Source organism: Rhodoligotrophos defluvii (assembly GCF_005281615.1).
In the GTDB taxonomy this organism is placed as follows: Bacteria; Pseudomonadota; Alphaproteobacteria; order Rhizobiales; family Im1; genus Rhodoligotrophos; species Rhodoligotrophos defluvii.
Genome location: NZ_SZZM01000002.1, coordinates 658,203 through 685,064 on the forward strand (window position 1 = coordinate 658,203; position 26,862 = coordinate 685,064).

General features: G+C 66.9%; 22 protein-coding genes. 5 read left to right on the forward strand and 17 right to left on the reverse strand.

The genetic code is table 11. The features are described from left to right. Positions 1-9 precede the first annotated feature (9 nt). The 4 genes from E4P09_RS12190 to exbD all read left to right on the forward strand — a co-directional run bounded on the left by E4P09_RS12190 (position 10) and on the right by exbD (position 4,662). A complete protein-coding gene (locus E4P09_RS12190; protein ID WP_137389862.1) occupies positions 10-1,512 on the forward strand; it encodes a tripartite tricarboxylate transporter permease in 1,503 nt (500 codons plus the stop codon). A 121-nt stretch (positions 1,513-1,633) separates the two neighbouring features. Next, a complete protein-coding gene (locus tag E4P09_RS12195; protein WP_170984392.1) occupies positions 1,634-2,959 on the forward strand; it encodes an MFS transporter in 1,326 nt (441 codons plus the stop codon). Positions 2,960-3,208: 249 nt separating this feature from the next. After that, positions 3,209-4,219 carry a tonB-system energizer ExbB gene (gene exbB, locus E4P09_RS12200; RefSeq protein WP_137389864.1) on the forward strand — a complete coding sequence of 337 codons (1,011 nt, stop codon included), beginning with the start codon at positions 3,209-3,211 and terminating at the stop codon, positions 4,217-4,219. A 5-nt stretch (positions 4,220-4,224) separates the two neighbouring features. Next, on the forward strand, positions 4,225-4,662 hold the full coding sequence (gene exbD / locus E4P09_RS12205) for a TonB system transport protein ExbD (RefSeq protein ID WP_137389865.1): 438 nt from the start codon (positions 4,225-4,227) through the stop codon (positions 4,660-4,662). A 19-nt stretch (positions 4,663-4,681) separates the two neighbouring features. Here the strand turns inward: exbD and E4P09_RS12210 are convergent, their stop codons facing one another. Then, a complete protein-coding gene (locus E4P09_RS12210) occupies positions 4,682-4,942 on the reverse strand; it encodes a hypothetical protein (protein ID WP_137389866.1) in 261 nt (86 codons plus the stop codon). A 245-nt stretch (positions 4,943-5,187) separates the two neighbouring features. Between E4P09_RS12210 and E4P09_RS12215 the strand changes: the two genes are divergently transcribed. Continuing rightward, positions 5,188-6,315, forward strand: a complete 1,128-nt coding sequence (locus E4P09_RS12215; protein WP_137389867.1) for a sulfite oxidase — start codon at positions 5,188-5,190, stop codon at positions 6,313-6,315. On the opposite strand, the gene E4P09_RS12220 is transcribed toward E4P09_RS12215, so the two are convergent. The 16 genes from E4P09_RS12220 to E4P09_RS12295 form a co-directional block, all read right to left on the reverse strand. Continuing rightward, positions 6,309-9,572 (reverse strand): error-prone DNA polymerase, encoded by a 3,264-nt coding sequence (locus tag E4P09_RS12220; protein ID WP_137389868.1) that lies wholly within the window; start codon positions 9,570-9,572, stop codon positions 6,309-6,311. The genes E4P09_RS12215 and E4P09_RS12220 overlap by 7 nt on opposite strands. Beyond that, positions 9,569-11,197: a Y-family DNA polymerase gene (locus tag E4P09_RS12225; protein WP_239025149.1), complete on the reverse strand. Its 1,629-nt coding sequence runs from the start codon at positions 11,195-11,197 to the stop codon at positions 9,569-9,571. Before E4P09_RS12225 ends, E4P09_RS12220 begins: the two co-directional genes overlap by 4 nt. Then, a complete protein-coding gene (locus tag E4P09_RS26475) occupies positions 11,079-12,041 on the reverse strand; it encodes an ImuA family protein (protein WP_137389869.1) in 963 nt (320 codons plus the stop codon). Before E4P09_RS26475 ends, E4P09_RS12225 begins: the two co-directional genes overlap by 119 nt. 281 nt (positions 12,042-12,322) lie before the next feature. Continuing rightward, positions 12,323-15,022 carry an AAA family ATPase gene (locus E4P09_RS12235; protein WP_137389870.1) on the reverse strand — a complete coding sequence of 900 codons (2,700 nt, stop codon included), beginning with the start codon at positions 15,020-15,022 and terminating at the stop codon, positions 12,323-12,325. Continuing rightward, on the reverse strand, positions 15,022-16,176 hold the full coding sequence (locus E4P09_RS12240) for a metallophosphoesterase family protein (protein ID WP_137389871.1): 1,155 nt from the start codon (positions 16,174-16,176) through the stop codon (positions 15,022-15,024). Before E4P09_RS12240 ends, E4P09_RS12235 begins: the two co-directional genes overlap by 1 nt. Before the next feature lie 96 nt (positions 16,177-16,272). Then, the gene (locus E4P09_RS12245) at positions 16,273-17,853 is read right to left on the reverse strand and encodes a class I adenylate-forming enzyme family protein (protein WP_205042094.1); all 1,581 of its coding nucleotides are present in this window, start codon (positions 17,851-17,853) and stop codon (positions 16,273-16,275) included. After that, positions 17,850-18,644, reverse strand: a complete 795-nt coding sequence (locus E4P09_RS12250; protein ID WP_137389872.1) for an SDR family NAD(P)-dependent oxidoreductase — start codon at positions 18,642-18,644, stop codon at positions 17,850-17,852. Before E4P09_RS12250 ends, E4P09_RS12245 begins: the two co-directional genes overlap by 4 nt. A gap of 26 nt (positions 18,645-18,670) precedes the next feature. Further along, a complete protein-coding gene (locus E4P09_RS12255; RefSeq protein WP_137389873.1) occupies positions 18,671-19,393 on the reverse strand; it encodes a FadR/GntR family transcriptional regulator in 723 nt (240 codons plus the stop codon). Positions 19,394-19,422: 29 nt separating this feature from the next. Further along, positions 19,423-20,139, reverse strand: coding sequence for an ABC transporter ATP-binding protein (locus E4P09_RS12260; protein ID WP_137389874.1), 717 nt, complete (start codon positions 20,137-20,139; stop codon positions 19,423-19,425). After that, positions 20,136-20,861, reverse strand: coding sequence for an ABC transporter ATP-binding protein (locus E4P09_RS12265; RefSeq protein WP_137389875.1), 726 nt, complete (start codon positions 20,859-20,861; stop codon positions 20,136-20,138). Before E4P09_RS12265 ends, E4P09_RS12260 begins: the two co-directional genes overlap by 4 nt. After that, entirely contained in the window at positions 20,858-21,904 is a 1,047-nt protein-coding gene (locus E4P09_RS12270) for a branched-chain amino acid ABC transporter permease (protein ID WP_137389876.1), read from the reverse strand. The genes E4P09_RS12265 and E4P09_RS12270 overlap by 4 nt, the downstream gene beginning before the upstream one ends. Next, positions 21,891-22,781: a branched-chain amino acid ABC transporter permease gene (locus tag E4P09_RS12275; RefSeq protein ID WP_137389877.1), complete on the reverse strand. Its 891-nt coding sequence runs from the start codon at positions 22,779-22,781 to the stop codon at positions 21,891-21,893. The genes E4P09_RS12270 and E4P09_RS12275 overlap by 14 nt, the downstream gene beginning before the upstream one ends. A 69-nt stretch (positions 22,782-22,850) precedes the next feature. After that, positions 22,851-24,083, reverse strand: a complete 1,233-nt coding sequence (locus E4P09_RS12280) for an ABC transporter substrate-binding protein (RefSeq protein ID WP_137389878.1) — start codon at positions 24,081-24,083, stop codon at positions 22,851-22,853. A gap of 33 nt (positions 24,084-24,116) precedes the next feature. Then, positions 24,117-24,545 carry a Zn-ribbon domain-containing OB-fold protein gene (locus E4P09_RS12285; protein WP_137389879.1) on the reverse strand — a complete coding sequence of 143 codons (429 nt, stop codon included), beginning with the start codon at positions 24,543-24,545 and terminating at the stop codon, positions 24,117-24,119. Then, entirely contained in the window at positions 24,542-25,666 is a 1,125-nt protein-coding gene (locus tag E4P09_RS12290; protein ID WP_137389880.1) for a thiolase family protein, read from the reverse strand. Before E4P09_RS12290 ends, E4P09_RS12285 begins: the two co-directional genes overlap by 4 nt. Continuing rightward, on the reverse strand, positions 25,666-26,856 hold the full coding sequence (locus tag E4P09_RS12295) for a CaiB/BaiF CoA transferase family protein (protein ID WP_137389881.1): 1,191 nt from the start codon (positions 26,854-26,856) through the stop codon (positions 25,666-25,668). Before E4P09_RS12295 ends, E4P09_RS12290 begins: the two co-directional genes overlap by 1 nt. Positions 26,857-26,862 lie beyond the last annotated feature (6 nt).

A 26,862-nucleotide genomic window follows, 5' to 3' on the forward strand; every position in this document is an offset into this window, starting at 1 on the left:
CAGCACCCGATGGACATTCTCGCCAACCTGCACCTGGGTTTTGCAACGGCGTTCTCGCCCGTCAACCTGCTCTACTGCTTCGTCGGCGTCCTCCTGGGCACGCTGGTCGGCGTGCTGCCCGGCATCGGCCCCACCGCGACCGTCGCCATGCTCTTGCCGATCACCTTCAGCTTCGAGCCGGTGACCGCACTCATCATGCTCGCCGGCATCTACTATGGAGCGCAGTATGGCGGCTCGACCACGGCGATCCTGATCAACCTGCCGGGTGAATCCTCATCCGCCGTCACCGCCATCGACGGCTACCAAATGGCCCGCCAGGGCAAGGCGGGCACCGCCCTGGCCGTCGCCGCGCTCGGCTCGTTTTTCGCCGGAAGCGTGGCCACCTTCGCCGTCGCGCTGTTCGCCCCGCCCCTGGCGCGCGTTGCCCTGCAATTCGGTCCTGCCGAATATTTCTCGCTGATCGTGCTCGGGCTCGTCGCCTCCATCGCGCTTGCCCATGGCTCGATCCTCAAGGCCCTGGCCATGATCGTGCTCGGGCTGTTGCTGGGCCTGGTGGGCCAAGACATCTACACCGGCACCCCGCGCTTCACTTTTGGCCTGTTCGAGCTCTATTCCGGCATCAATTTCGTCTCGGTCGCGGTCGGTGTGTTCGGCATCGCTGAGATCCTGCGCAATCTGGAGAGCGAGCAGACCCGTCAAGTCCTGGTAAAGCGGGTGCAGGGCCTCTGGCTGAAGGTCGATGATTTCAGGCGGGCGGCCGCGCCCGTCCTGCGCGGCACGGCCTTGGGTTCGATCCTCGGCGTGCTCCCCGGAGGCGGGCACATCCTCTCCTCTTTCGCCTCCTATGCCATCGAGAAGCGGCTGTCCGAAGAGCCAGAGCGGTTCGGCCACGGCGCCATAGAGGGCGTGGCGGCGCCCGAATCCGCCAACAATGCTGCGGCCCAGACCTCCTTCATCCCGCTGCTCACCCTCGGCCTGCCGGCCCATCCGGTGATGGCGCTCATGGTCGGCGCCTTCATCGTTCAGGGGATCACGCCCGGGCCCAATGTGATCAGGGACGAGCCGGCGCTGTTCTGGGGCGTGATCGCCTCCATGTGGATCGGCAACCTCATGCTGGTGCTGCTCAACCTGCCGCTGATCGGCATCTGGGTGAGGATGCTTACCATCCCCTATAATGTGCTGTTCCCGGCCATCGTCGCCTTTGCCTGTATCGGCTGCTATTCGCTCGATCTGAACAATTACGACATCTATGCCATCTCGGTGTTCGGCATCATCGGCTATGTCCTCGTGCGGCTGGGCTGCGAGCCAGCGCCCTTGCTGCTCGGCTTCGTGCTCGGCCCCCTGCTCGAGGAGCATATGCGCCGCGCCATGATCATCTCGCGCGGCGACCCCATGGTGTTCCTGGAGCGACCCTTGAGCGCCGGACTGCTCCTGGTTACCGCGCTTGCGCTCATCGTGACCTTCCTCCCCGCCATCCGCCGCAAGCGCGAGGAGGTGTTTGTGGAGGATTGACGGTTTGGGTCGCCCCGGGTTGTTGCATGGTTTCCACGCGGCCCGCCAAACTGTCCTGCAACGGGCGTTCTACTGATTATGCAATCTTAAGTTGATGTTATGCTTCCAGCCCGTGGAAGCAATGAACCCTATATCTCGCGCTACGGGCCTTGCCCCCATCGAGACCCGCTTTCGCTGGGTGATCCTTTGCGTGCTGTTTTCGTTCGTGCTGATTGTCACACTCGCGCATTCGGCGATCGCGCAGGCGCTGGACCCCTTCCTGTTCGAGACGGATCTGGCCGATGAACATCGTGGGCTTCTGCTGGCGGGCCTAGGTCTCGGCTTCATAATCGCCTCGCTGCCCGCCGGCCTCGTTTGCGATGGCTATGGCGCACGGCGCGTGTTCATGACCGCGGCTCTGCTCGTTGCAGCCGGCATGCTGTTGGGCGGCTTGTCCACCCGTCTCTCGACTCAGCTCATCGCATGCCTGTTGGTTGGGTTTGGCACGGGAGCCATACTGCCTGCCGTGATCCGAAGCGTGGCTGATTGGTTCTCACCGCACGAGCATGCCTTCGTCTTGGGGTCGGTGCTCGCGGCGCTGCCGTTCGGCCTAGGCATCGCCGCTTTGCTCATGCCATGGATCATCGCCTTTACCGGCTGGCGCCCGACACTATGGGGGGCAGCACTGCTGGTTCTGGCTTGGCTTCCCCTGTGGACACGGCTCTATACCGACGATCCGGCCCAATCGAGCCGCGTCTCGCGAAGCGAGCTCCAGCGGATCGGCCGCCTGATGACTGTTCGCGAGCGGGTGCAGCAGCAAAAGGCGGCGGTCGCGGAGCCCCGCCGCAGCATCGCGTTCTTCGCGCCGGCCACTTTGTTTGCCAACACCTGGGCCTTCATGGCGCTGGGCTTTGCCTTGTTCTTCACGGCGATATGGTTCGATCAGCGGCTGCTGCCGCACATTGCGACGTCGTCGCGACTGTCGAGCTGGGCGCCGGGCCTTCCCTGGCTGATCGCGGCTCCACTGATCTGGCTCGGCGGATTTATTTCAGATCGGCGGCTGCAGACCATGGGATGGTTGCGCCAGGCGCGCACCGCCGTGATCCTGGCGAGCACCCTGCTGGCGACCATCGCGCTGGCCTGCTTGGCCGCTGCTGCCGCCACCGGCGCGCCATCGCAAACCTTCCTGGTAAGTCTGATATGCGCGGCCATCGGGCTGATCGTCTCCGCGCTGCCGGTTCTCTGCGCGACGATCATCGACATCTCGAAGCGCAACCCGGCGGCAGTGCTCGGCTTTTCGCTGGCGGCGTCCGCCGGCGCCGGGGTAGCGGCACCAGTCGTCAGCCACTGGATCGGAGAGAGAACCGGACATCCGGCCAGTCCATTCCTGCTCCTGCTGGCGATCCAACTGGCCACGGTCGTCGTGCTGTTGGTCCTGCACAAGCCGGACCACGCCGCCAGCCGATGAGCGGCATCGGAAGGCGCTTGCCCGAGGCGCAGACAATATACCCTTGGTTGTGATTTTAAGCCGATGATCCGGCTGCCAGCCCGTTTTCAACCAAAGCACGCCCGCGGCGTGCTGTAGCAGCACCCTTGCAGTCTTGACAGCTTTTGCGGCAGAAGGGGTGCGGATTTGCGAGCGCAGCCAGCGCGACTGCGGCAGAGCGCCATTGTCCAGCAAGCAGCGCTGTCTCCCCGCCATCGAACGGGATATTGCATGAGATCGAGCAGACACGATGGGAAGGCGCTCTGCCCTTCCTGGAGCACCATCCTCATGATGGCGATGCTGGTGGTGCTTGCAACCGCCGCCCCCGGCCTCGCCCAGACTGACGCGCCACAGCTTCCCGCGCAGACGGATGAGCTGCCGGCCGCCACGGAGCAGACGCCACCACCGTCCGAGACTGAGGCAGGTCCGATTTCCCAACCTGCTCTCCCCGGGGCTTCCGCTGGAGGCGCCGCGCAGGATGCCTTTGTGGCACCCGGCGTCTCGCGTGCGCACCTGCCGCAGGATCTCTCGCCCTGGGGCATGTTCATGGCCGCCGACTGGGTGGTCAAGGCGGTGATGATCTCGCTTGCCTTTGCCTCGGTCCTCACCTGGACGGTGTGGCTCGCCAAATCGGTCGAGCTGCTGGGCGCGAAACGGCGCCTGAGGCAGGCGTTGAACATCCTGAATGCCGCGCCCTCGCTCCATGATGCGGAAAAGTCTCTGCCGCGGGCCCCGGGGCCCGCCGGCGAGCTGGTTCGCGTTGCGCGTGCAGAATGGGCCGCGTCGAGCGAGTTGCCGGCCTCCGGCATCAAGGATCGCGTTGCCGTTACGCTGAACCGGATCGAAGCGCGCGCCGGGCGCTCCATGGCGGTGGGCACCGGCCTTCTCGCCACCATCGGATCGACGGCGCCTTTCGTCGGCCTCTTCGGCACGGTCTGGGGCATCATGAACAGCTTCATCGGCATCTCGCGGGCGCAGACCACCAATCTGGCGGTAGTGGCGCCTGGGATTGCGGAAGCCCTCCTCGCTACCGCCATCGGCCTGGTGGTCGCCATTCCCGCGGTCGTCATCTACAACATGTTCGCCCGTGCCATATCCGGCTACCGCGCCGGACTTGGCGATGCGTCAGCGCTGGTCATGCGTCTGCTCAGCCGCGACCTCGACCGGGAGACGAGCGCGCCCGCCCCCCTTCGTCGACCGGTGCAGCGCCCGCCGCTGGTCCATCCTGTTTCGGTGGAGTAGCGCGCATGGCCGCAAGGCTCGATGACTCCCAGGGTGACGACCTCGTCGAGACCCACGAGATCAACGTCACGCCGTTCATCGACGTGATGCTGGTGCTGCTCATCATCTTCATGGTGGCTGCACCGCTCGCCACGGTCGATGTGCCGGTCGATCTGCCCACCTCGAATGCGGCCCCGCAGGAGCGGCCAGACAAGCCCGTGTTCTTGTCCATGCAGCCGGATCTTTCCTTGGTTCTGGGCAATGATCGGATCCCGCGCGAAGAGCTGGCCGCGCGGCTCAACGACATCACCCAGAGCGATCGCGAGCAGCGCATCTTCCTGCGCGCCGATAAAGCGATCCCCTATGGCGATGTGATGGATCTCATGAACGAGGTGCGGCAGGCGGGCTATAGCAAGATCGGCCTGGTACAGCTCCAGACGGGCGCTCCCGTCCCGCAGGACTGAAAGGCGGGCGCTTCCCCGATCAGGGACTCGGGGGCTTGTCGTCCTTTGGCTCTCGCCGATCCTCCTCAGCCGGCGCGTCATAGCCATGCCGGGAGGAATAGAACACCAGCCACATCAGCACGACACCGACGGCAAGCGTCAGGATGGCGCCCATCACCATGGCAGCATAGCCGTCGAAGCTCATTTCGGCACCCGCCGACAGATCCATGCCCTGACCTGCCAGCCATAAGGCGGCCAGCACGGCCACGACCGCTGCTGCCACAATCAGCCAGTTCTTCATCTTGCGCCCTCCCGGGAGGGCATGCAGCCCACCTCGCTGACCTTTCCCCGCTCGCCGAGTCTTGTTCAATGCGATCGTTGGACGCGGGGGCCCACCATGGCAGATGAACCCGCGCCTCGCCCGGACATGGAAGATATTCCGCTCAGCCGCGCAAAGTTGCGATTGTCGGCGGCCACGTGCCATCTCGCCACGGTGTGGGGATCCCATTATTGTCCTTCGGCGGATTCGCAGCTGCGCAGGATTTCATGGCCGATACAGAGCGCACGTCCCCGGAAGCCCTGCTTTCTTCGTCTGCCGGGCTCATCCTCCGGCAGGAGGTCCCCTGCAACCTGGAGACGCCCGTTGCCGAGCTGCGAAGCTTCGTGACGCCGAACGACCGCTTCTATGTCCGCAACCATTTCGCTGCGCCGCGGCTGGACATCGGGGGCTTCCGGCTGACGATCGATGGAGCCGTTCGCAATCCGCTCGCATTGGGCTATGACGCGGTGCGCGCCATGCCGTGCACAACCCGGCTCGCCACGATCGAGTGCGCCGGCAATAGCCGCAGTTTCCTTGATCGGCGGGCAGCCGGTGTGCAGTGGTCTTTGGGCGCGGTGGGCACGGCCGAGTGGACCGGCGTCTCGTTGGCCCATCTGCTCGCAGAAGCAGGGCTGATGGACGAGGCCTGCGACATTGTCGTGGAGGGCGCTGACCGCGGCCTGGTCGGCGGCGAGCCGGCACCGCGCCAGCCGATCGCCTATGCGCGCAGCCTGCCACGCGGAAAGGCTCTGGCGCCGGAGGTTCTGGTGGCCTATCAGATGAACGGCCGCGACCTGCCGCTGGACCACGGCTACCCCCTCCGGCTCGTGGTGCCCGGGCATTACGGCATGGCGTCCGTCAAGTGGCTGACGCGCATTCATGCGGTGAATCAGCCATTCCAGGGCTATTGGCAGACCACCGACTATGCCTATTGGGACCTACAGGCGGGCCACCCTGTGCGGCGCCCGCTTGGGACGATGAAGCCGAAATCCATCATCATCGAGCCAGCCCTGCACGAAGCGGTCGTTGCCGGCCGCATCTGCCGGATCACCGGCAGCGCCTGGACCGGGGAGAGCTCGGTGGTCCAAGTCTTGGTGAGCACCGATGGCGGTCGCACCTGGCGCGAAGCGAGCTTCATCGATCCGGCGCAGCCCTATGTCTGGCGCCGCTGGGCTCTGGACTGGCAGGTGCCCGAGGCACCCGGCCCGGCCATCCTGATGTCGCGGGCGGTGGACGACAGGGGCGAAACCCAGCCGGATGAGCACGATGGCGCCCGTTTCGGCAGCTATGTCATCAATCACTGCCTGAAGCACGAGGTGGTCATAGCGACCCCGCAGAATAGCGGAGATCAGTGAAAGTCCCGCGATTTCGGGATCACCCGCACATTGCGTGGATGCCGGGCGCGTGAGGCAACGTAACCTGATGGCGCATCCTCCACCGGCACGGATGGAGCCGTCTCCGCCGTCTCCACCAAGGTGGCCAGATCGCCGCTGCGGTCGATCAGCCGCTGCGCCACCAGATGCACGATGCCTTCCTCGCTCTTCTGCACCCGGCCGCGCACTTCCAGCAGGCGCGAGGCCATCACCTCGCGCCGGAACTTCTCGAACATGCTCGCCCACACCACCACATTGGTCACCCCCGTCTCATCCTCCAGAGTGATGAAGATCACCGTGCCCTCGCCCGGCCGCTGGCGCACCAGCACCACGCCTGCCGTCTTGATCCAGGCGCCATCGGCCCGCGCGGCCGTTTCCGCACAGCTCGCGATGCCCTCTCGCCGGTAGCGGTCGCGCAGGAAAACCAGGGGGTGCGCCTTCAGCGACAGCCGGATGGTCTGGTAATCGGTGATGACTTGCTCGGAAAGCGGCATTGCCGGCAAGGAAACCTCGGGCTCGATGCCAAGCTCCGCCGCATCCGCAGCGGCAAACAGGGGCAGCGGCCCATCGTCCGGCAGGCGTCGCACGGCCCATAACGCCTCGCGCCGGTCGAGGCCCATGGAGCGGCAGGCGTCGGCCTCCGCCAGCTTCTGCAGCGCGGCGCGGGTAAGCCCTGTGCGCCGGGCCAGGATCTCCATATCCGCATAAGCGTGGAGCCGCGCCGCCACGATCCGCTCCGCCCACTCCCGGTGAAACCCGTCGATCTGGCGGAAGCCGAGCCGCAGGGCGAAACTCTCATCCTCCCGCTGTTCCAGCGTGTTGTCCCAATGGCTGGCATTCACGTCCACCATGCGCACCTCGACCCCGTGCTCGCGCGCATCCCGCACGATTTGCGCCGGCGCATAGAAGCCCATGGGCTGGGAATTGAGCAGGGCGCAGGCGAACACCTCCGGGTGGTGGCACTTGATCCAGGAGGAGACATAGACGAGATGGGCGAAGGCCGCCGCATGGCTTTCGGGAAAGCCATAGGTGCCGAAGCCCTTGATCTGGGCAAAGCAGCGCTCGGCGAAATCCCGTTCATAGCCGCGCCGCACCATGCCCTCGATGAGCTTCTTCTCGAACGTATGGATAGTCCCGGCATTGCGGAACGTGGCCATGGCCCGGCGCAGCTGATTGGCCTCTTCCGAGGTGAATTCGGCCGCCACGATGGCGAGCTTCATCGCCTGTTCCTGGAACAGGGGCACGCCCAATGTCCGCTCGAGAACACCCCTGAGCTCGTCCTGGGGATAGGCCGGCCCCGGCGATGGATAATCCACCTCCTTCGGGTTCTTCCGGCGGCGCAGATAGGGGTGAACCATGTCGCCCTGGATCGGCCCGGGCCTGACGATCGCCACCTGGATCACCAGGTCGTAATATTCGCGCGGGCGCAGCCGCGGCAGCATGTTGATCTGGGCGCGGCTTTCCACCTGGAACACGCCGATCGAATCCCCCTTGCACAGCATGTCGTAGACCGCCTCGTCATTCCGCTCGGTCGAGGTCAGATCGAGACTGAGGCTCTTGTTCTGCTTCAGCAGGTCGAAGGCTTTCTTGATGCAGGTGAGCATGCCCAGCGCCAGCACATCCACCTTCAACAGGCCGAGCTCGTCGATATCGTCCCGGTCCCACTCGATGAAGGTGCGGTCCGGCATGGCCGCATTGCCGATGGGCACCGTCTCGTCCAGCCGCCCGCGGGTGAGCACGAAGCCGCCCACATGCTGGGAGAGGTGGCGGGGAAAGCCGATCAGCTGCTCGGCGAAATCCACCGCCCGGGCAATCTCGGGATTGGCGGGGTCGGAGCCTGACTGCCGCACCTGCCGGTCGGGCAGGCTGTCGCCCCAGCTGCCCCACACGGTCGAGGCCAGCGCCGAGGTGACATCCTCGGTCAGCCCCAGCACCTTGCCCACTTCGCGAATGGCCGAGCGCGGGCGGTAGTGGATGACCGTGGCCGCGATCCCCGCCCGGTGCCGGCCATAGCGGCCGTAGATGTATTGGATGACGTCCTCGCGGCGCTCGTGCTCGAAATCGACATCGATATCCGGCGGCTCCTGGCGCTCCTTCGACACGAAGCGCGCGAACAGCACGTCGATATCCATCGGGTCGACATTGGTGATGCCGAGCAGGTAGCACACCACCGAATTGGCGGCCGACCCCCGCCCCTGGCAGAGAATGCCGCGGTTATTGGCAAAGGATACGATGTCGTAGATGGTCAGGAAATAATTGGCATAATTGAGCTCGGCGATCAGGCTGAGCTCCTGGTTGAGCAGCTTGACGATCCGCTCGGGGATCCCCTTGGGATAGCGCAGCTCCGCCCGCCGCCAAGCCAGTTCCTCCAGATAGGTCTGCGGCGTCTTGCCCGGCGGCACCGGCTCCTCCGGATACTCGTATTTGAGCTCCTCGAGCGAGAAGTCGATGCGGGCCAGCACATGTTGCGTTTCCGCCACCGCCGCCGGAGCATGGCGGAACAGCCGCAGCATTTCCGCAGGGCTCTTCAGGTGGCGCTCCGCATTCACCTCCAGCACGCGTCCCGCGGTTTCGACCTTCAGCCCTTCCCGGATGCAGGTGATGATGTCCTGCAAGGGCCGCCGGTCCGGCGCGTGGTAGAGCACGTCATTGGTGGCCAGCAGCGGCACACGCGCCGCCTGCCCGATCGCCTGTAGCAGGGCCAGCCGGCGGTGATCATGCCCCTGTCGTAACATGGTGGCGCCGAGCCACACCGCGCCGGGCGCCGCTTCCGCCAGCGCCGTCAGCACCGGCCGCAGCTTGGCGAGGTCATCGGGCATGACGATCAGCAACAGATCGCCGCAATGGCTGGTGAGGTCATCCAGCGTCAGCCGGCATTCGCCTTTGCGGCCGCGCAAATTGCCCGAGGTGAGCAGGCGGCACAGCCTGCCCCAGCCCGCCCGGTTTTCGGGGTAGGCGACCACGTCGGGCGTGCCGTCGCTGAAGACGAGCCGCGCCCCCACCGCCAGCTTGAGACCGCAGGAGACCCCCTGTTCACGCAGGAGGAATTCGCGCAGCATCTTCACCGCCGTATGGGCGCGCACAACGCCGGCCACCGTGTTGCGGTCGGCAATACCGATGCCGTTCTGTCCAAGCGTACAGGCCTGCTGCACCAGCTCATGCGGGTGAGAGGCGCCGTGCAGGAACGAGAAGTTCGACGCGCAGGCAAGCTCCGCATAAGCCTGGGCTGCGGCGCTCATGCGAAAATCCCGTGCAGATACCAGCGGGGCCGGCCGGTCTCCCGTTCATAGAGGCCCTCGCGATAAAGCCAGAAGCGATGGCCCTCCTGGTCCTCGATGCGAAAATAATCGCGGGTCAAGCTTTTGCCCTCCTCATCGGTGTCGCCCTCGCGCCGCCACCATTCGGGCGCGATCCGGGCCGGCCCTTCCGCTGCCACCACCTCGTGCAGGATGCGCCGCCAGCGGAACTGCTTGGGCGGCCCGTCCGGCACCTCGGCCATGGTCTCCACCGGCTCGGGCGGGTCGAACAGGCGCAAAGGCAGCTGGGGCTCGCGGGCGCCAGACCTCTCGGCCAGGGCCGCTCCGGCCAGGGCAGCCTCCGCCGGCGCGATGGCCGGCAGCAGCCTCACCCGGCGTTCGGGGATATGGCTGTCCTGCGGCACGAAGCGCAGCACATGGCTCTCGCCGAACCGGGCGGACAGGCGGTCGATCAGCGCGGCCACCGCCTCGTCCTCCCGCGTGCGGCCGTCAAAGCCGATCTGCGCCGCATCGGCCTGTTCCGTGGCGCAGGCGGCCAGGCGGATCACATCGAAGCCGAAGCCCGCATCGATCGGGTCCGCCAGAGAGGCAAGCCGCTCCGCGAACAGCCGGGTGATCGCCCCGGCATCGCGCAGCGGGCGCCCGGCCGAGACGGCGATATGGCGCACATCCCCGTCCGCCCGGAAGAAGCTGGCCTCGAAACCGCGGCCACCTGCCCCGTCCCGTTCCAGCAAGGCGCCGAGTTCCTCCGCAAGCCCGTTCAGGGTGGCCGAGATGTCCTCGGCACGCACCACCGGTTCGGCAAAGCGGCGCTCGGCCATGAAGGCGGGCACCGGCCGGCGCGGCGAGATCGGGTGGTCCATCTCGCCGAGCACGCGGGCAAGCCGCTCCGCCACATCCTTGCCGAACCGGGCCACCAACGGATTGCGCGGCCTATCCTCAAGATCGGCAATGGTCTTGAGCCCCGCCCGGCTCAGAGCCAGCACCAGGTCCGGCGCAATGCCCAGCGCCGCCACCGGCAGAGGCCGCAAGGCCGTCGCCTCGCGGCCCGGCGCCAGAATGCCGCCTCTGGCGAAACGGGCCAGCGCCCGGGCCGCATCGGGCGTTCCGGCAATGGCGCTGAAGCTCGTGAAGCCCATGGCCTGCAGACGCCTGGCCACATCATCCCGCAGCACCGCCTCGCCGCCGAAGAGATGCGCGCAGCCGGTGATGTCGAGCATCACCCCGTCCGTCCCATCCAGCCCCACCAGCGGCGTATAGCGGATGCACCAGTCGGCAATCCGCTCCAGCGCGGCCTGATCCGCCGCCGGGTCCTCGTCCACCGTGGCGACATCGGCCACCCGGGCGCGCGCATCCGCCAGGGTCAGGCCCGGATGAAGCCCCAAGCCCAGGGCCGCCTGATCCGCATGGGCAATGCGCAGCGCATTCTTGGCTCGTGTCAGCACCACCAGCGGGCGCCTGCCGCTCCTGGCGCCAATGCCCCGGTCCTCAGCCGGCCCGGCGCCAGACGAGCGGCGCAACCGGGCCTCCCGGTGCAGCCGGTCGGTCGGCAGGAAGGGCAGCCACAGCGCGAGATAGCGCCGGTTCCTGGAAAATGAGTCGCTCACAGTTCCACTCCACATGCCAGCATCGTGGCGGAAAGCCGGCCCGGTGCCGCAACAGGTCCAGCCGGAAGGCCGGCAAGCCCGGCCCGAACAGGGCCGATGCCGGCGCGCCCATCGGCGCTTCCTTTCCGATCACATCCTTTAGGCTGAGCTCCGGCGGGCCAGAGCGCAGGGCCGCAACGGACCAGCGGCTCAAGGCGGCGCTGGGCTGGGCTTGCCCCATGATGCGGATCAGGAACACGCTCACCCGCGAGCGTGCCGCCGCGCGGGCGAGCTTCTGCGTTGCCCGCAGATCGAGCGCCTTGGGGTTCCCCCACAGCTCGATCACCACGGCCCCCAAAGCCGAGCACCGCAGCGCCTCATGCCCGGCCCGCAAGGCCTGGAGCCCATCGCGCAGCCGCACCAGGACCATCTTCTCCGGCGAAAGGCCGAATTCCTGGAGCCCGGGCCCATAGAGCTCGCCATATTCGCGGGCCACCATGTCCTGGCGCACCCATAGAATAGGCCGGTCGGCCCCGCTTGCCCGGCAGGCAAGGCCCAGGCCGAAGGCAGCGGCCGCAACCCCATCGGCCGCGCGGGCCCCAAACACCTCGTGCAACGCGCCCCGCGGCAGCCCGCCGCCGATCGCCTCATCGATATGAGGCATCCCGAAGGATACCTTGCCCGCCTCATCCTGCGCATCCAGTCCGGGAGCGGCCGTGCCGATAGCAGACCTTGCCGCATGCTTCCGCATGGAAGCGATCAGCGCGCCAAAGCCATGCTTGGGCTTCCTCCGGCCGGCCAAAGCACCACGGCGCTGATCTCCCCACAGCCTGGCCTCGCGCGGCGAGGGGGCGGCACCCAGCACATGCCTGATGCCCTGAACCGGGCGGGACGCTTCAATCTCTCTATCCGGGTGAGGTGCTCCAATCTCTATACCCAGGCGGGGCGCTCCAATCTCTATACCCGGACAGGGGACCTCAATCTCTGTATCATGTGCTGGATCAATCTCTGTATCATGTGCCGGACCACTCCAAGTGGCTGCCTCGATTTCGGCCAAACACCGCCGCAGCCCGGCAAGCGTTTCATGCTTGGCAGACATTCTCGTGTTCCTATTTTGTTCTAGTAAACGCGCAAGACCGGAAAGAGTCAATCCAGTCCCTGAACTATCGACAGGGTATTGCCGCCGAGCCGCGAAAAAGTCCGCATGCGGCATGTCAGCACGATGACCTGCTGTCTGCGGCCCGCCCGGTTCAGGGCATCGAACATGCGCTCGATGCGGTCGTCGTCGGAATAGACCAGCGCGTCGTCGAGCACGATCGGCACCTCATGCCCCCGCTCGGCCAACATGGCGCCCATGGCCAGCCGCACCAGCACCGCGATCTGCTCCTGGGTGCCGGCGGAAAGGCGGTCGAACCCCTCCGCCTCCGGGCCGGCCCGCTTGAGCCCGGCCACCGCAAAGCCGTCGCCTAGGGCGAGCTCCGCTGCGGGGAACACATCGTTCACCAGCGGCCGCAAATGCCGCTGCAGCGGCGCATGCAGCCGGTCGCGCTGCGCCTTGTAGCAATCCTCGATCGTATCGCGCAGCAGCTGCAGGCTGGCCGCCCGCGCCCATTGCCGCTCCACCTCGCGCATCTCCAGATCCCGCTGCGCCCTTAATGTTTCCACCTTCTCGCCGATGCCGTCGCCGCCCGCGCTCTGGATCTGCCCTTCCAGATGGGCGATCTCCCGGTCGAGCTGCGCAATCTGCGCCTTGCGGTTTTCGAGCGCCTCTTCCAGCCGCGTCACCCGGATCCGCAGCCGCTCGCATTCCTCCGGCGAAGGCGCCGAGCGCCGCTGCGCTTCCAGGGCCGCCACCTTGAGGCGGTGCGCCTCGTCCGCCCGGTGGCAGGCCTCCTGCAATTCGCCAAGCCGCTGGTCGCGCTCTTCATCGGGAAGCACCGCCAGATCGGCGGCGAACCTGTTGCGGATTTCCGCTTCGGTGCCCTGCAATCGCCCGCGCTGGTCGGCAATGCCGGCCAGGATCTCGTTCTGCGCCGCCAGCATCCCGTCCAGGCTTGCCCGTTTGCGCCGGATCTCGTCCCGCCCCTGCTGGACGGCAGCCTGCCGCCGCTCCAGATCCTCGGGCGATGACAGGGCGACCAAACCAAGCTCCGACAAGGTCCGAGCAAGGCTCGCCTCGATGTCCTCGATCTCGCGGCCGACCCGCTCGGCGGCGGCCGCTGCCGTTTCCTGGCCGAGGCCCAGCCCCTTTGCCTCCGCCTGCAGGCTGCGCGCCTCCACCTCCAGCTCCTGCCGGCGGGCCCGGTCCGCGCGCAATGCATCCGCATCCGCGAAATCGAGCTCGGCCAATAGGGCCGCCAAATCGGCCTGCAGCGCTTGCTGCTTCTTGCGGTCGGCCGCGAGGCTCGCCATGGCCGGCATTATCGTGATGGTCGCGATCTCGCCACCATCGCCCCCCACCTTGATGGTCATCGGCTCCAGCGCCGAACGGTGCAAGGCGCCGTCCACAGCGGCGCCATCGAGTTGGATGAGACCAGCCCCCGCCGGCCCCGGCATGATCGACACCTGGGGCGCTGCGGCCATGAGCCGGGCCGAGATCATCTCGAGATCGCGCTCGATCTCATCCAACCTGGCAATCACCGCCGTGCTGGCCGGGTTGGCGCGCAAAGCGGCCGCATTCTCCTGCTGGCGCCGGGCAAGATCGGCAAGCTGCCGCTGGCGCTGCTGCAGCAAATCGCGAGAAGCGGCCCGCTCGGCCACCGAAACGATACGCTGCAGCTGGCGCTCCTCATCCTCCAGCCGCTCGCCCTCGGCAGTCACAGCCGCGAGCGCCGACCGCGCCTCCGTGAGAGCCAGCCGCGCCGCCTTCTCGCGCTTGTCCAGCGGCTTGAGCGCCTGCTCGAGCTGGCGCAGCCGCTCGCGATCTCCGTCGATCCGGTCCGCCCGCTCCAAAAGCGAGGTCAGCTTCTGCCGCTCCCGCTCGCACACGGCGCGCGCCTGCCGCTCATCCGCCTCATATTGCGCGAGAATAGCCGCCATGCTCTCCGCCGCCTGATGCGCCTTGCGGGCCTCATCGAGCGCGGCCAGTTGCCGCGCGGTCTCTGCCGGATCGGCCCAGCGCGCCCGCTCGCGTTGCCTGGCCGCAAGCTGCCCGAACTGCTGGTCCAGAATGGCCAGCCGCCGTTCCGCCTCCGCAAGGTCGTCGTCGATCAGCGTCAGCCGGTCCTCCGCCGAGGCCAAGGGCCCGTTGGCCTTCGGCTTGCCCTTGTCGGTCACCAGCCGGCCGAGCTCGGCCTTCAAGCCATTGAGCACCACACGTGCCCGTTCGCCACCGACAATATCGCCGAGTTCCGATTGGATGGCCGCATTCAGAACCGAGCTTGCGCCATCGGAAGGCTGCGGCAACCGGAACGACTGCCCCTGACCGACCCACAACAGGCCGAAAGCGGCATCATCCATAGACCGCCCCTGCCCGCGCGCAATGCCGAGCAGTTCCCACACCAGCTCGTCCGCCTGCGCGCCGCGCGCCAGCTCCCGGTCGCCCCGGCGCAGGCTCGCCGCCGGGCTCTTCAGGAACGATTTGCGCAAGCTATAGACCGCGCCCTCATGTTCGAAGCCCAGCGTCACCGTCACCGGCAGCGCCAAGCCGTCGCTGGCCAGCGCCTTGACGAACTCGTTCTTGGTGCTGTGCCGCTCGAACAGGCAGGCGCGGATCGCCCGGAACAAGGTCGACTTGCCCGCCTCGTTCGCCGCCATCAGCACGTTCACGCCGGGCCCCAACCCGTCGATGCGGGCGCGGCCGCCGAACCGGCCCACCCCCTCGACGGCGATGCTGGTCAGCTGCATCAGGCGATCTCCCGCAGGCGCCGCAGCGCGGCCGCCTGGGCTGGCTGCCCGGCAACCATGGTGAACAGCTGCACCAGCGCCTCCTCCGCCCGCCGCCGCTCCGCGGCACTCAGCGCAGGATCCTCCGCCATCTGCCGCAGCCGGTCAGCCGCATCCCGCAACACGCCGCCGAAATCGATCGCCTCCAGGTCCGCGAGCGTCGGCCGCGCCGCAAGCGCGGACAGATCCACATCGAGTGCGAAGGCTGCGGCCGCAAGCGTGGTCAGCCGCCGGTCGAGATCCGCCCGCGCCGTGAGCGACAAGGCACCGCTCAGCACCAGCCGGACGACCGTTGCGGACAGCTCCGGCAACCCGCGCAGCCGCTGTTCCAGGTCCTCGACCGCATCCTCCCCGTCGAGATGCTCCGCCATGGTCAGCCAGCGATAGCGGCCGACCCGGTGAGGCGTGATCAGCGGCGGCGCCGCCGGCCCGCGGATATCGATCACCAGCACCTGGCCGATCTCCTGGCTGCCGGCGCGGTCCGGTTCGGGCGTCCCCGCATACCAGATGGATGGGCCGATCTGGAGGGTGCGGTGCCAGTCGCCAAGCGCCAAGTAGGAGAGGCCGGCGCGCGACAGCCGCCTGGGATCGATGGGGTTGGAGGCCTCGCCTTCGCTCCCGAAGCCGGTCACCGAGCCGTGCGCCAGGCCGATGCGGGCCAGGCCCTCCGGCGTGGCGGCCCGGTCCATCCATTCCGTCAGGTCGGAAGCCTCGCTCTTCCGGGTCAGGGGCGAAGGCAGCAGCACCGCGTCGCTGCCCAGCGCGGCCGGCTCGGGCGCCAGGTGCAGGTGCACATTGTCCGGCACGCCGCTCTCGCGCACCCGATCCCACACGCCCTTGGGCCGGTGCGGATCATGGTTACCCGGCATCAGGTGCCAGTGCACCTCCGGGAATTGCCGCATCCGCTCCAAAGGCGCGAGCAGGGTGCGCAAGGCAGGCGCTTCGCTGTCATAGACGTCGCCCGCCACCAGCACATGGGCCGCGCCTTCGCGCCGGGCCAACGCGCCGATCGTCTCGATCGCCACCAGCCGGGCATCCTGCAGCACCGCCTCGCGCGCGCCGAACTGCTTGAAGGGCTTGCCGATCTGCCAGTCTGCGGTGTGGATGATGCGCATGATGCCTCGCGTGCCTCATGCGCTAGGATAAAGTGAGTCGGCCTTTTCCGTGCACTATCTGCTGTCAAGCTGTGGAAACCGCCGGTTGGCGGCGGATCAGGCGCTGCGCAGCGCCGTCTTCAGCACTTTGCCGTTGGCATTGCGGGGCAAGGGCTCATCCAGGAAGGTGATGTAGTCGGGCACCTTGTAGTCGGACAGGCGTTCGGCGCAGAACGCTTTGATGCCCGCCTCATCCTTTGGCCGGTCGCCGGCATAGATGAAGGCATGCACCCGCTCACCCAGCACCGGGCACGGTGCGCCCACCACCGCGCTCTCGACCACGGACGGGTGGTGCGAGAGCACGCTCTCCACCTCGATGCAATAGACCTTGAAGCCGCCGCGGTTGATCATGTCCTTCTTGCGGTCGAACACATAGACGTAACCCTGCTCGTCGACCGCGCCCACGTCGCCCGACCGCCAGAAGCCGTTGACGAACCCCGCCGCCGTGGCGTCCGGGTTGTCCCAATAGCCCGGCACCACCATTGGCCCGCCGATCAACAGCTCGCCGCTTTCCCCTGGGGCCACCTCGCGACCCTGCTCGTCCACCACGACGATGTCAGCGCAATGCACCGGCTTGCCCACCGAGGTGGGATGGTCCTTGATATGGCCGGGCGGCAGGATGGTCGACGGCGAGGAGGTCTCCGTCGAGCCGTAGCAGTTCACCAGCGCCATATTTGGGCAGGTGGCCGCCAGCCGCTCGATCGTGGCACGCGGCATTGGTGCGCCGCCGAAGCCCGCCACCCGCCAGGCCGACAGGTCGAACTTCGCGAAATCCGGGTCCAGCAGGCACAGATTGTACATGGCCGGCACCAGGATGGTGAAGCTCAGCCGCTCGCGCTCGGCAAGCTCCAGGAAAGCGCGGGCCTTGAACGCCGGCATGATCACCGTGGTGCCGCCCACCAGCACCATGGTCAGAATATTGGCCACCAGCCCTGTGACATGGGACGCAGGCACCGCCATGATCGACACGTCGCCCGGCCGCAGCGCGCACACCTCCCTGTAGTGGATGACCGAATGCACCGTGCTGAAATGGGTGAGCATGGCGCCCTTCGGCCGGCCGGTGGTGCCGGAGGTATAGAGGATCGAGAACACGTCCTCCTCGCCGATGTCCACGGCCGGCGCGCTGCCCGCCGCAAGCAGGGCGGAGAACGGCGTGCCCGGCCCGGCCCCCACCACGAACACATGCCGCAGCGCCGGCACCTCTTCGCCGGCCGGCAGGTTGGCCGCGTGCTCCGCGTCATAGACCAGGGCCGCGGCCGTGCACTGGTTGAGCATGAACGCGATTTCCGGCCGCCGCTGGCGGATGTTCATCGGCACGATGATCGCGCCGATCCTTGCCGCTGCCAGCACCATGAACACGAACGGAAACGCGTTGCCCAAGAGCAGGGCGATACGATCGCCCTTGCCCAGGCCATGCGCTGCCAGATTGGCCGCCACACGCTCGACCGTCTCGTCCAGGGAGCGGTAATCGATCCGCTCGTCCCCCAGCACCAGCGCGGTTGTCTCCGGAAACCGGGCCACGGTTTCCCGGAACAGCGCATCGATATGCGCCGGCCGGTCGGCAAAGCAGCGCACCAGCCGCGTGCCGTAATGCACTTCCCGGCGGATGGCCAAGGACTTCTGAGGCATCAGCATCATTTTCGCACCAGGGTCGGGCGGCCCAGCAGGAAGCCGGCTTCCACCGGCAGCAGCTGTCCCGTGATCTTGCGTCCCTCTACGATAAGGAAAGCCGCGGCAGCCGCAATATCCTCGGCCGAGCACACATCCTGCAATGCCGATGACTCCGCAAAGCCGGCCTTCACCCGTGCATAGGCCTCCTCGCCAAGGCCTGAGGGCAGCCAGCGCGTATCGATCAGCCCCGGCAGCACCGCATTCACCCGGATGTGCGGCGCCAGGATCCGCGCCAGCGCCAGGGTCATCACATTGAGCGCGCCCTTGGACGCCACATAGGCGAGCGAGCTGCCATTGCCGTTGAGCCCCGCGATCGAGGAGACATTCACGATGGCGCCGGCGCCGCTGGCCCGCAGCGGCTCGGCGGCGGCGCGCGCCATCTGGTAGGCGCCCACCACGTTGACGCCGTAGACCCGCTGGAAGTCCTCCGCATTCTGGCTTTCCAGATCGGAAATGGTGGTGAACTGGGTGGCCCCCGCGCTATAGACCAAGGCGTTGAGGCGGCCGAAGCGATTGACGCATTTGGCCACCGCCCGGCGGCAGTCCTCGTCCTGGCTCACATCCGCCTGCACGGTGATGGCCCCAGCCCCGAGCTGCCGGCAGTCCTCAGCCACCTGCTCGGACTCGGCCGCGCTTCGGCTGAAGAGCACGGCGATGTCATAGCCGGCGCGAGCAAGCCGCAGCGCCGTGGCCGCGCCCACCCCGGTGCCGCCGCCGGCAATCAACGCAACAGGTCTGTTCGCCGCCTCACTGGCCATGATCTTTCCCCTGTTCCAGCAGCAGGCTACTTGATCGTACCGGCCCGCATGGCCTCCCGCACGATCTTGCCATAGGCGCTCACATGCCGCTCCATTGCCGCGAACGCGGCATCCTCGTCTTGAGCTTCGATCGCCCGCAGGATCCGCTCATGGGCCCGCACGGTCTTGCGGCGGATCTCGTCGGTCGTCACCTGCTGATAGCCGGCCGCATCCATGATCGGCTCGGCGATCGCCTCCATGAAGGCGGTCAGCGGCTCGTTGCCGCTGGCCCGCGCCACCGCCAGGTGCCACTCGAGGTTCACGCGCTTATACCGCGGCACGTCATCCACTGACGCAATGAACGCCTTGTGCAGATCGCGGATCTCCTGCAGCGCGCTTTGCGTACGGTTGCGCGCCGCCAGCCGCGCCAGAAAGGGCTCGAGACCGATGCGGCATTCGAGCAGCGCCTCCAGCCGCACCCCATGGGTGCGAACGAACAGCTCCATAGAGCGCACGATCGAGGCGCGCCCCGGCAGGGTCACCACCGATCCGCCGGTGCGGCCGGGTCTGGTATTGATCAGCCCTTCGATCTCCAGGATGCGCAGCGCCTCGCGCACCGACGAGCGGCTCAGGCCCGTCTCGGCCACCAGCTCGCGCTCGGTCGGCAGCGGGTCGCCGGTCGTAAGCTGACCGCCCAGGATCATGTTGCGCAGGCGGTTCGCCAGCACGTCCGAGGCCTTGGGCACGATTATGGGCGCAAGCTTTTCCATCTCAGCGCGGGATGCATCCCCTCATCACATCACAAACCCATATACGCGGCCTGAATGGCGGCATCGCCACGCAAGTCGACCGAGCTGCCCGCCCGGGTGATCCGGCCATGGTCCAGCACATAGGCGCGGCTAGACACCTCCAGCGCCTCCGCCACGTTCTGCTCCACCAGCACCACGGTCAGGCCTTCGCTCGCCGCAAGGGACTGCACCAGCGCGAACACTTGTGCAACCATCTTGGGCGACAGGCCGACGGAGGGCTCATCCAGCATCAGCAGCTTGGGCCGGCTCATCACCGAGCGGGCGATGGCGCACATCTGCCGTTCGCCGCCCGAGAGATGGCCGGCCAGCTGGTCCCGCCGCTCGCGCAGCACGGGAAACAGCTCCATCACCTCGTCCACCCGCCGGGCGATGCTCTTCCTGTCCTTCAGCGCATAGCCGCCGAGCTCCAGATTGTCGGCAACCGACATGAACGGGAATAGCCGGCCGCCTTCCGGCACCAGCACCAGGCCCCGCTCCGGCAGCTCATGCGCGGCAAGGGCCGTCACGTCCTCGCCGTCGAACACGATGCTTCCCGCATTCGGCCGGATCACCCCGGCAAGGGTGTTGAGCAGCGTGCTCTTGCCCGCGCCATTGGCGCCGACCACCGCCACGACCTCACCCTCGTCCACGTTGAAGGTTATGCCGTTGAGCACCATGGCCTGGCCATAGCCGGCATGAAGGCCCACAACCTCCAGTGCCGCGCTCATGCCCGCTTCCTCCCGAGATACGCCTCGACCACCCGGGTGTCCGACAACACCTCTTCCGGCAGGCCGTCGGCGATCTTCTGGCCGAAATCCAGCACCACCACCCGGCTCTGGAAGGCCCGCACAACCTTCAGGTTATGCTCGATGACCAGAAAGGTGAGCCCCTCCCCATGCAGCCGCTTGACCAGGTGGATGACCTCGTCCACCTCCGTCTGGTTCAAGCCCGCCATCACCTCGTCCAGCAGCACGATCTTTGCGTCCAAGGCCAGCGCCCGCGCGATCTCCAGCCGTCGCCGCTCGCTCAAGGTGAGCGTACCCGCCTTCACCCCCGCCCGGGCCGCAAGCCCCACCATGGCCAGCACCTCCTCCGCCCGCCGGGCCGCCTCCACCAGCCCGCGCCGGTGCAGGAACGAGCCGATCAGCACGTTCTCCAAGGCGGTGAGCGCCGTCAGCGTCTTCGAGATCTGGAATGTGCGGCCGAAGCCGAGCCGCGCCCGCGTCTGCGGGCTTTCCCGCGTGATATCGCGCCCCTCCAGGGCGATGCGCCCTGCGGTCGGCTGGAACTGACCGGTCACCAAGTTGAACAGGGTGGTCTTGCCGGCACCGTTGGGGCCGATGATGCTGACCAGGTCGCCTTGCGCGATGTCGAAGCTGACCTCGTTCACCGCAATGAGGCCGCCGAAGCGCTTGGTCAGGCCCTGCAGTGACAAGAACGGCGCTGTCATCCGCCACCTCCGCCTTCAGGCCGCGCGCTGGTCAGCCGCTGCCACAGCGCGGTCCCCGCGCCGATCAATCCGCGCTTCATGAACAGGGCGAACAGGATCAGCACGGCGCCCAGCACGATGAGATTGGTGCCCGGCACCATGCCGCCGAGCTCGGCCCGCAGGTAGGATTCGACCGGCACGATCAGCAATGCGCCCGCCAGCGGGCCATAGAGGGTGCCGACCCCGCCGATCAGCGCAATGAGTGCGAATTTCACCCCGATATCCGGCAGCGACAGCAATGTGGGCGGGTCCACGAACCGCAGATACATGGCGAACAGGGCGCCGCCGATACCCGTGAGCGCAGCGCTCAGCGCCATGCCCAGAAGCTTCACCTGCAGCACCCGGATGCCGGCGGCCCGCGCCGCGTCCTCGTCCTCCCGCACCGCCTGAAGATAGTAGCCGAACCGGCTGCGCAGCACCGCGGCGCTCACCAGGAGACACGCCACCAGGAAGCCCAGCATCAGCAGGGCATAGGAAAAGCGGTTGGTGAAGATCATGTTGGCAAGCCCCGCCTTGAACGGCAGGGAAAGCCCGCGCGGCCCTCCAGTCAGCGTCTCGAAATAGTTGGCCAGCACGAAGGCTACTTCGTTGAAGGCCATGGTGGCAATGGCGAAGAACGGCCCCTTCAGCCGGAAGGTCGGCCAGGAGACCGCTGCCGCCACCACTGCCGCCAGCGCCGCGGCGGGCACCAGCGCGAGCCACGGCGAGATCTGGAAGTGCAGGTAGAGATTGGCGGTGAGATAGGCGCCGATCGCGAAAAACACACCGTGCCCCAGCGAGAACTGCCCACCGAAGCCGCCGATGATGTTCCAGGCGCTGGAGAGCCCGGCAAACAGGAACGTATAAGCCAGGATGTTGAGGATGAACGGGTTCTTGCCATAGACCCAGGCGAGCCCGAGCAGGATCAGCGACAGCACGAGGATGCGCACGAGCTCCACCCGGAAGGTGGTGATGCCCGGGGCGGCGCGGCCCGACATGGCCATGGGTATCTCAATGCTGCTCACGGAGGCCCACCTCTTCCGCGCCGGCAATGCCGAACAGGCCGCCTGGCCGCACGATCAGCACTGCGATGAACACCAGGAACCAGACTGCGTGCTTCAGGGCCGGGTCGAGGTAGTAGCCGGCCAGCGCCTCGATCAGGCCGATGATGAAGCCGCCGATGAATGCGCCCCACACGCTGCCGAGCCCGCCCAGCACCACCACCGCGAACGCAGCCAGGATGAAGTTGCCGCCGATCTGCGGTGACATGGTATAGATCGGCGCCAGCAGCGTGCCGGCGAGGCCCGCCAGCGCCGCCCCCATGCCGAAGGTCAGCATGAAGGTGAGCTCCACATTGATGCCCATGAGCCGGGCGGCGCGCCGGTCCTGGGTCACGGCACGGATCGCCTTGCCCGGCAGGGTGTTCTTGAGGAACCAGCTCATGCCCACCGCCACCGCCGTCACAGCGAACAGCGCGATGAGCCGCACCAGGCTGATCTTCAGCCCGGCAATGTCGATGACCACGGTGGAAAGGTCCGTCGGCACGGTGTAGCCGGTGCCGCGGGTAATGGCGAGGATCACGTTCTGCAACAGCAGCAGCAGCCCGAAAGTGGCGAAGATCTGCATCATCGACTCGTTCTGCAGCGGCTGCAGGATGAAGCGCTGGATCAGCACCCCGAACACGAACAGCGCCGGCACTACGACCAGGATCGACACATAGGGGTCCATGCCCACCAGCCAATAGCTGAAATAGGCCCCATACATGCCCAGCATCACCAGCTCGCCCTGGGCGAAGTTGACGATCCTGATCACGCCGAAGATCAGATTGAGCCCGATGCTCACCAGCCCATAGATGCCGCCGAGCAGCAATCCCACGACGAGGATGTTCAGAAAGGTGGACATGGGCTCTTCGTCACCGCTTGTAGGTCGCGCCCCGCCTTACTGGCGAGGCACCGCTTGCGATTGCGTCGGCTACTGCTTGCCGACGGCGACCAGCTTGTTGCCGCCGGCCGCCGCCACAGGAAACACGGTCACCACCTTGCCGTTCTGCCACTGCACCACGGTCGGTGGAGTCCGCACGTTCTGGGCATGATCGTCGAACTTGGCACCATATCCGGTTTCATAGGTGTTCAGCGGCTTGTCCATCTTCTTGGCCGCCTCGATCACCGCTTCCGGCTCGGCGCTGCCGGCCGCCTCGATCGCCTCCGCCATGATCTTGAGGCCCACGAACGCGGTCATGCTCTGCGGCGCCAGCGGGTCCTGGCCGTATTTGGCCCGATAGGCCTCGAGATAGGCCTGTGAACCAGGGCCATATTGCTCCGTCACATCTGGCCTGGGATAGCTGACGATCAGGATGCCTTCGAGCGATTCCGCGCCGAGCGCTTCCAGCGTCTCGCGCGTGTCGCCGGTGCCCACCAGCACCATGGCACCCGGCTTGAAGCCCTGATCGCGTGCGGTGCGCAGGAGCAGGTTGCCATCGGGCACATAGCCGGTGTTGATCCAGATGTCCGGCTGCGCATCCCGGGCCCGCAGGATCGAGTCGGTCAGGTCGATGGCCTTGGCGCTATGCGCGCCCATGCCCACCACCTGCACCCCGGCCTTTTCGAGCTGCTCCTTCTGCCGGTCGGCGATCGAGGTGCCGTAGATCGACTCCTCGTGCTCGATCCACACCTTGAGATCCTTGGGCTCCTTGCCCAGGGCTTCGGCGAGTAGCCCGGTGACCAGCTCCACCGACTGATCCGCGAACGACACCGCGTAAGGACCGGAGCGAGCGAAATTGGGCAATCCGCGCTCGGTGAGGTTTGCCGCAAGCGCATTGGTGTCCCAGTAGAGCTTCTGGTAGTTCATGGCTGCTTCCGAGGCCGCGGCCGACACCGCGCTCAAATACGTGCCGATGAACACGTCCACATTGTCGCGACCCGCCAGCTGCTCCACCGCCGCGATGCCCTCCTGCGGGCTCGCGGCATTGCCACGGACGATCTCGACCTTGCGGCCGAGAATGCCGCCCTTGGCGTTCAGCGCCTCCGCCGCCAGCTCGTAGCCGCGGGTCACCTCGTCCCCATAAAGCGCCATCGGTCCCGAATAAGGATTGATGGCGCCGATCTTGAAGGTCTCCTGTGCTTGGACCTGCGTATCGGCGGCAAGCGACAGCGCCACCGCTGCGCTCATCCCGAGCACCAGGCGCCTCGTGACTGTTCCGATCATGGTTTCCTCCCTTCTCTTATATGTCCGTCCTGTTCACGGGCTCAGGCGGAAGCGCGGCAGCGCACGGCCGAGATCCCGCTGAACGACCAGTTCCACGCGCCGTCCGATCAGGTCCTGCTGGCCGTCCGGCAGATCCACCAGGTTGGTGACCATGCGCGGCCCTTCATCCAGCTCGACCACCGCCACGTTGTAGGGCAGCCGCTCCTGGAAGCGCTTGTCGAAGGCGGTGTGATAGATGACCCAGCTCACCACCGTGGCCGTGCCCTCGGCCTTCTCCCAGCGCCAGTCCGGTGACCAGCAGCGCGGGCATTCGGTGCGCGGCGGCAGCCAGCCATTGCCGCAAGCCCCGCACCGCTGGAACGTGAGCCGTCCCTCGTCGAGCGCGGCCCAATAGGCGTCCCCCGGCGGGCCCCAGTCGGAAGGCGGCGGCCCTTGCCGCTCAGCTGAAGCCGTGTCGCTCATTGGCCCAGGATCATTGTCGAGTGCGTATGCATGATCCCTCCCTGGTTGCTGACGATGCAGGTCTTGGCGTTCGTCACCTGGTTCACCGAGGAGCCGCGCATTTGCCGAACCCCTTCGAGCACCAGCTGCAGGCCCGGCATGCCGGTCTCGGACAGCAGCCCGCCGGATGTGTTGAGTGGCAGCCGGCCGCCAACCTCAAAACCGCCATCCGCCGCGATGCGCCCCAGCTCGCCCTTGCGGCAGAAGCTATAGGCCTCCAGCGTCATCGCCACCGTGATGGTGAAGCAGTCATAGATCTGGGCGACGTCGATATGCTCAGGCCCGAGCCCCGCCATGGCGAAAGCCGTGCGGCCCGACACGCCGGCCATGGTCTCCGTCAGATCCGGCCGGAGCGGCACGTCGCACGAGCTGTGGCCCTGGCCGAAGCCCAGGATCGGCACCGGCGCCGGCACGTTCAGCGCCTTCGCGCGCTCGGCCGACATGACCACCACCGCCGCCGCGCCATCGGAGACGAGGCAGCAGTCGTCGCGCCGTAGAGGCTCCACCACCCACGGTGAATCCCCATACATGTCGCGGGTCAAAGGCAGCCTGAGCTGCGCATGCGGATTGTTGGCCCCGTGCTTGCGGCAAGCCATCGCGATATCGGCAAACACGTCGGGCGAAAGCCCGGTATCGTGCAGGTAGCGGCGCGCGATCATCGCATAGCCCGCCACCACGCTGGACCAGCCGAAGATCGCGTCATCGCTCCAGGGCTTCTCGTAGGCCTGGCGCGTGCCGGTGCGCGGGTTGTCCGCAAGCGTCACCAGTGCCACCTCGCACTGTCCGGCTTCGATGGCCATGGCGGCGAACGAGATCATGGAGATATTCGAGGCGCCGCCCTGGTCCCACACGCCGCCTACCCGCGGTGTCATCCCCATGGCCTCGGCCAGCTTCTGCCCGTACATCATCTCGACCCGGGAGGTCGGCACCTTCACGAACAGCGCATCCACGCGGTCCTTCTCGACGCCCGCATCCGCCACCGCCTTGCGGCAGGCCTCCATATTGAGCGAGATGGTCGAGCGGCCCGGCAGCTTGCCGAACGCGGTGTGGCCGATGCCGGCGATGACCGCACGCCCGCGCATCAGATCACGCCCTCCTTGCGCAATCGCGCGATCTCCTCAGGCCCAAGGCCGAGAAAATCGCTATAGACATTGTCGTTGTCGGCGCCGAGGTCCTTGCTCGGCGCGATCTCCGGCGCCGGCTCCCCGTCGAAGCGCAGCGGCGTGGTCGGCAGGATCAACGGCCCGAGCAAGGGATGGTCCACGTGCTTGAGCATGCCGCGCGCATGCAGATGCGGGTCGTGCACCACCTCGTCGAGGTCGCGCACCGGCGCGCAGGGCACCCGATGCTTGCGCAGCCGGTCATAGATCTCGTCGCGTGTGCGGCTCGACGTCCAGGCAGAGATGGTCTCGTCGACGAAATCGATATTGTCCACCCTCGCCTTCAGGCTGCTGAGGCGGGGGTCGTCATTGAGATCGCTGCGCTCCATGGCCTCCAGCAGCGAGGTCCAGTGCGTCTCGCTCACGCAGATCAGCGCGATCCAGCCATCGGCGGCCGGGTAGACATTGTAGGGCGCCTCCGCCAGCCCGCTGTGGCGGTTGCCGGTGCGGCTGGGAATGTGGCCCTTGCTGCCGAAATAGAGCCCGAGCGGCGAGCTGAGCGAGCAATAGACGGCCTCCAGCATTGACACCTCGACGAAATGGCCTTTGCCGGTACGCTCACGGTCGAGCAGCGCCGTCACGACGGCCGCATAGAGGTGAATGCCGCCGAAGAAATCGCACATCGCGGGCCCCGCCTTGACCGGCGGCCGGTCCGGGTAGCCCGTGGTCGACATGACGCCCGAAAGGGCCTGCACGGTCAGATCCATGGCGGGATAATCCCGGTAAGGGCCGGACCAGCCGAATCCCGACCCTGCCGCATAGATCAGGCGCGGGTTCAGCGCCATCATCGCCTTGGGGCCGAGCCCGAGCCGGTCCATCACCCCCGGCGCGAAATTCTCCAGCAGCACGTCGGCCTTGGCCACCATGTCCTTGAGCAGCGTCTGGCCGCGCTCGCTCTTGATGTTGAGCGTGATGAAGTCCTTGTTGGAGTTGAGCATGGCGAAAGGCACCATGGCCCCGCCCACCGCGCCGCGCCGCCGCATGTTCTCGCCGTGCAGCGGCTCGATCTTGATCACCCGCGCACCAGCCATGGCCATCAGCAGCGTCGCGTAGGGCCCGTTATAGATCTGGCCCAGGTCGATGACGGTGGTGCCCTCCAGGGGCCGGGTCATTCCGCT

Bases quoted from the DNA above. Each gene is read 5' to 3' on its own strand.
- E4P09_RS12190 (WP_137389862.1), top strand. From the start codon at position 10: ATGGACATTCTCGCCAACCTGCACCTGGGTTTTGCAACGGCGTTCTCG.
- E4P09_RS12195 (WP_170984392.1), top strand. From the start codon at position 1,634: ATGAACCCTATATCTCGCGCTACGGGCCTTGCCCCCATCGAGACCCGC.
- exbB (WP_137389864.1), top strand. From the start codon at position 3,209: ATGAGATCGAGCAGACACGATGGGAAGGCGCTCTGCCCTTCCTGGAGC.
- exbD (WP_137389865.1), top strand. From the start codon at position 4,225: ATGGCCGCAAGGCTCGATGACTCCCAGGGTGACGACCTCGTCGAGACC.
- E4P09_RS12210 (WP_137389866.1), bottom strand. From the start codon at position 4,942: ATGAAGAACTGGCTGATTGTGGCAGCAGCGGTCGTGGCCGTGCTGGCC.
- E4P09_RS12215 (WP_137389867.1), top strand. From the start codon at position 5,188: ATGGCCGATACAGAGCGCACGTCCCCGGAAGCCCTGCTTTCTTCGTCT.
- E4P09_RS12220 (WP_137389868.1), bottom strand. From the start codon at position 9,572: ATGAGCGCCGCAGCCCAGGCTTATGCGGAGCTTGCCTGCGCGTCGAAC.
- E4P09_RS12235 (WP_137389870.1), bottom strand. From the start codon at position 15,022: ATGCAGCTGACCAGCATCGCCGTCGAGGGGGTGGGCCGGTTCGGCGGC.
- E4P09_RS12240 (WP_137389871.1), bottom strand. From the start codon at position 16,176: ATGCGCATCATCCACACCGCAGACTGGCAGATCGGCAAGCCCTTCAAG.
- E4P09_RS12245 (WP_205042094.1), bottom strand. From the start codon at position 17,853: ATGATGCTGATGCCTCAGAAGTCCTTGGCCATCCGCCGGGAAGTGCAT.
- E4P09_RS12250 (WP_137389872.1), bottom strand. From the start codon at position 18,644: ATGGCCAGTGAGGCGGCGAACAGACCTGTTGCGTTGATTGCCGGCGGC.
- E4P09_RS12255 (WP_137389873.1), bottom strand. From the start codon at position 19,393: ATGGAAAAGCTTGCGCCCATAATCGTGCCCAAGGCCTCGGACGTGCTG.
- E4P09_RS12260 (WP_137389874.1), bottom strand. From the start codon at position 20,139: ATGAGCGCGGCACTGGAGGTTGTGGGCCTTCATGCCGGCTATGGCCAG.
- E4P09_RS12265 (WP_137389875.1), bottom strand. From the start codon at position 20,861: ATGACAGCGCCGTTCTTGTCACTGCAGGGCCTGACCAAGCGCTTCGGC.
- E4P09_RS12275 (WP_137389877.1), bottom strand. From the start codon at position 22,781: ATGTCCACCTTTCTGAACATCCTCGTCGTGGGATTGCTGCTCGGCGGC.
- E4P09_RS12280 (WP_137389878.1), bottom strand. From the start codon at position 24,083: ATGATCGGAACAGTCACGAGGCGCCTGGTGCTCGGGATGAGCGCAGCG.
- E4P09_RS12285 (WP_137389879.1), bottom strand. From the start codon at position 24,545: ATGAGCGACACGGCTTCAGCTGAGCGGCAAGGGCCGCCGCCTTCCGAC.
- E4P09_RS12290 (WP_137389880.1), bottom strand. From the start codon at position 25,666: ATGCGCGGGCGTGCGGTCATCGCCGGCATCGGCCACACCGCGTTCGGC.
- E4P09_RS12295 (WP_137389881.1), bottom strand. From the start codon at position 26,856: ATGACCCGGCCCCTGGAGGGCACCACCGTCATCGACCTGGGCCAGATC.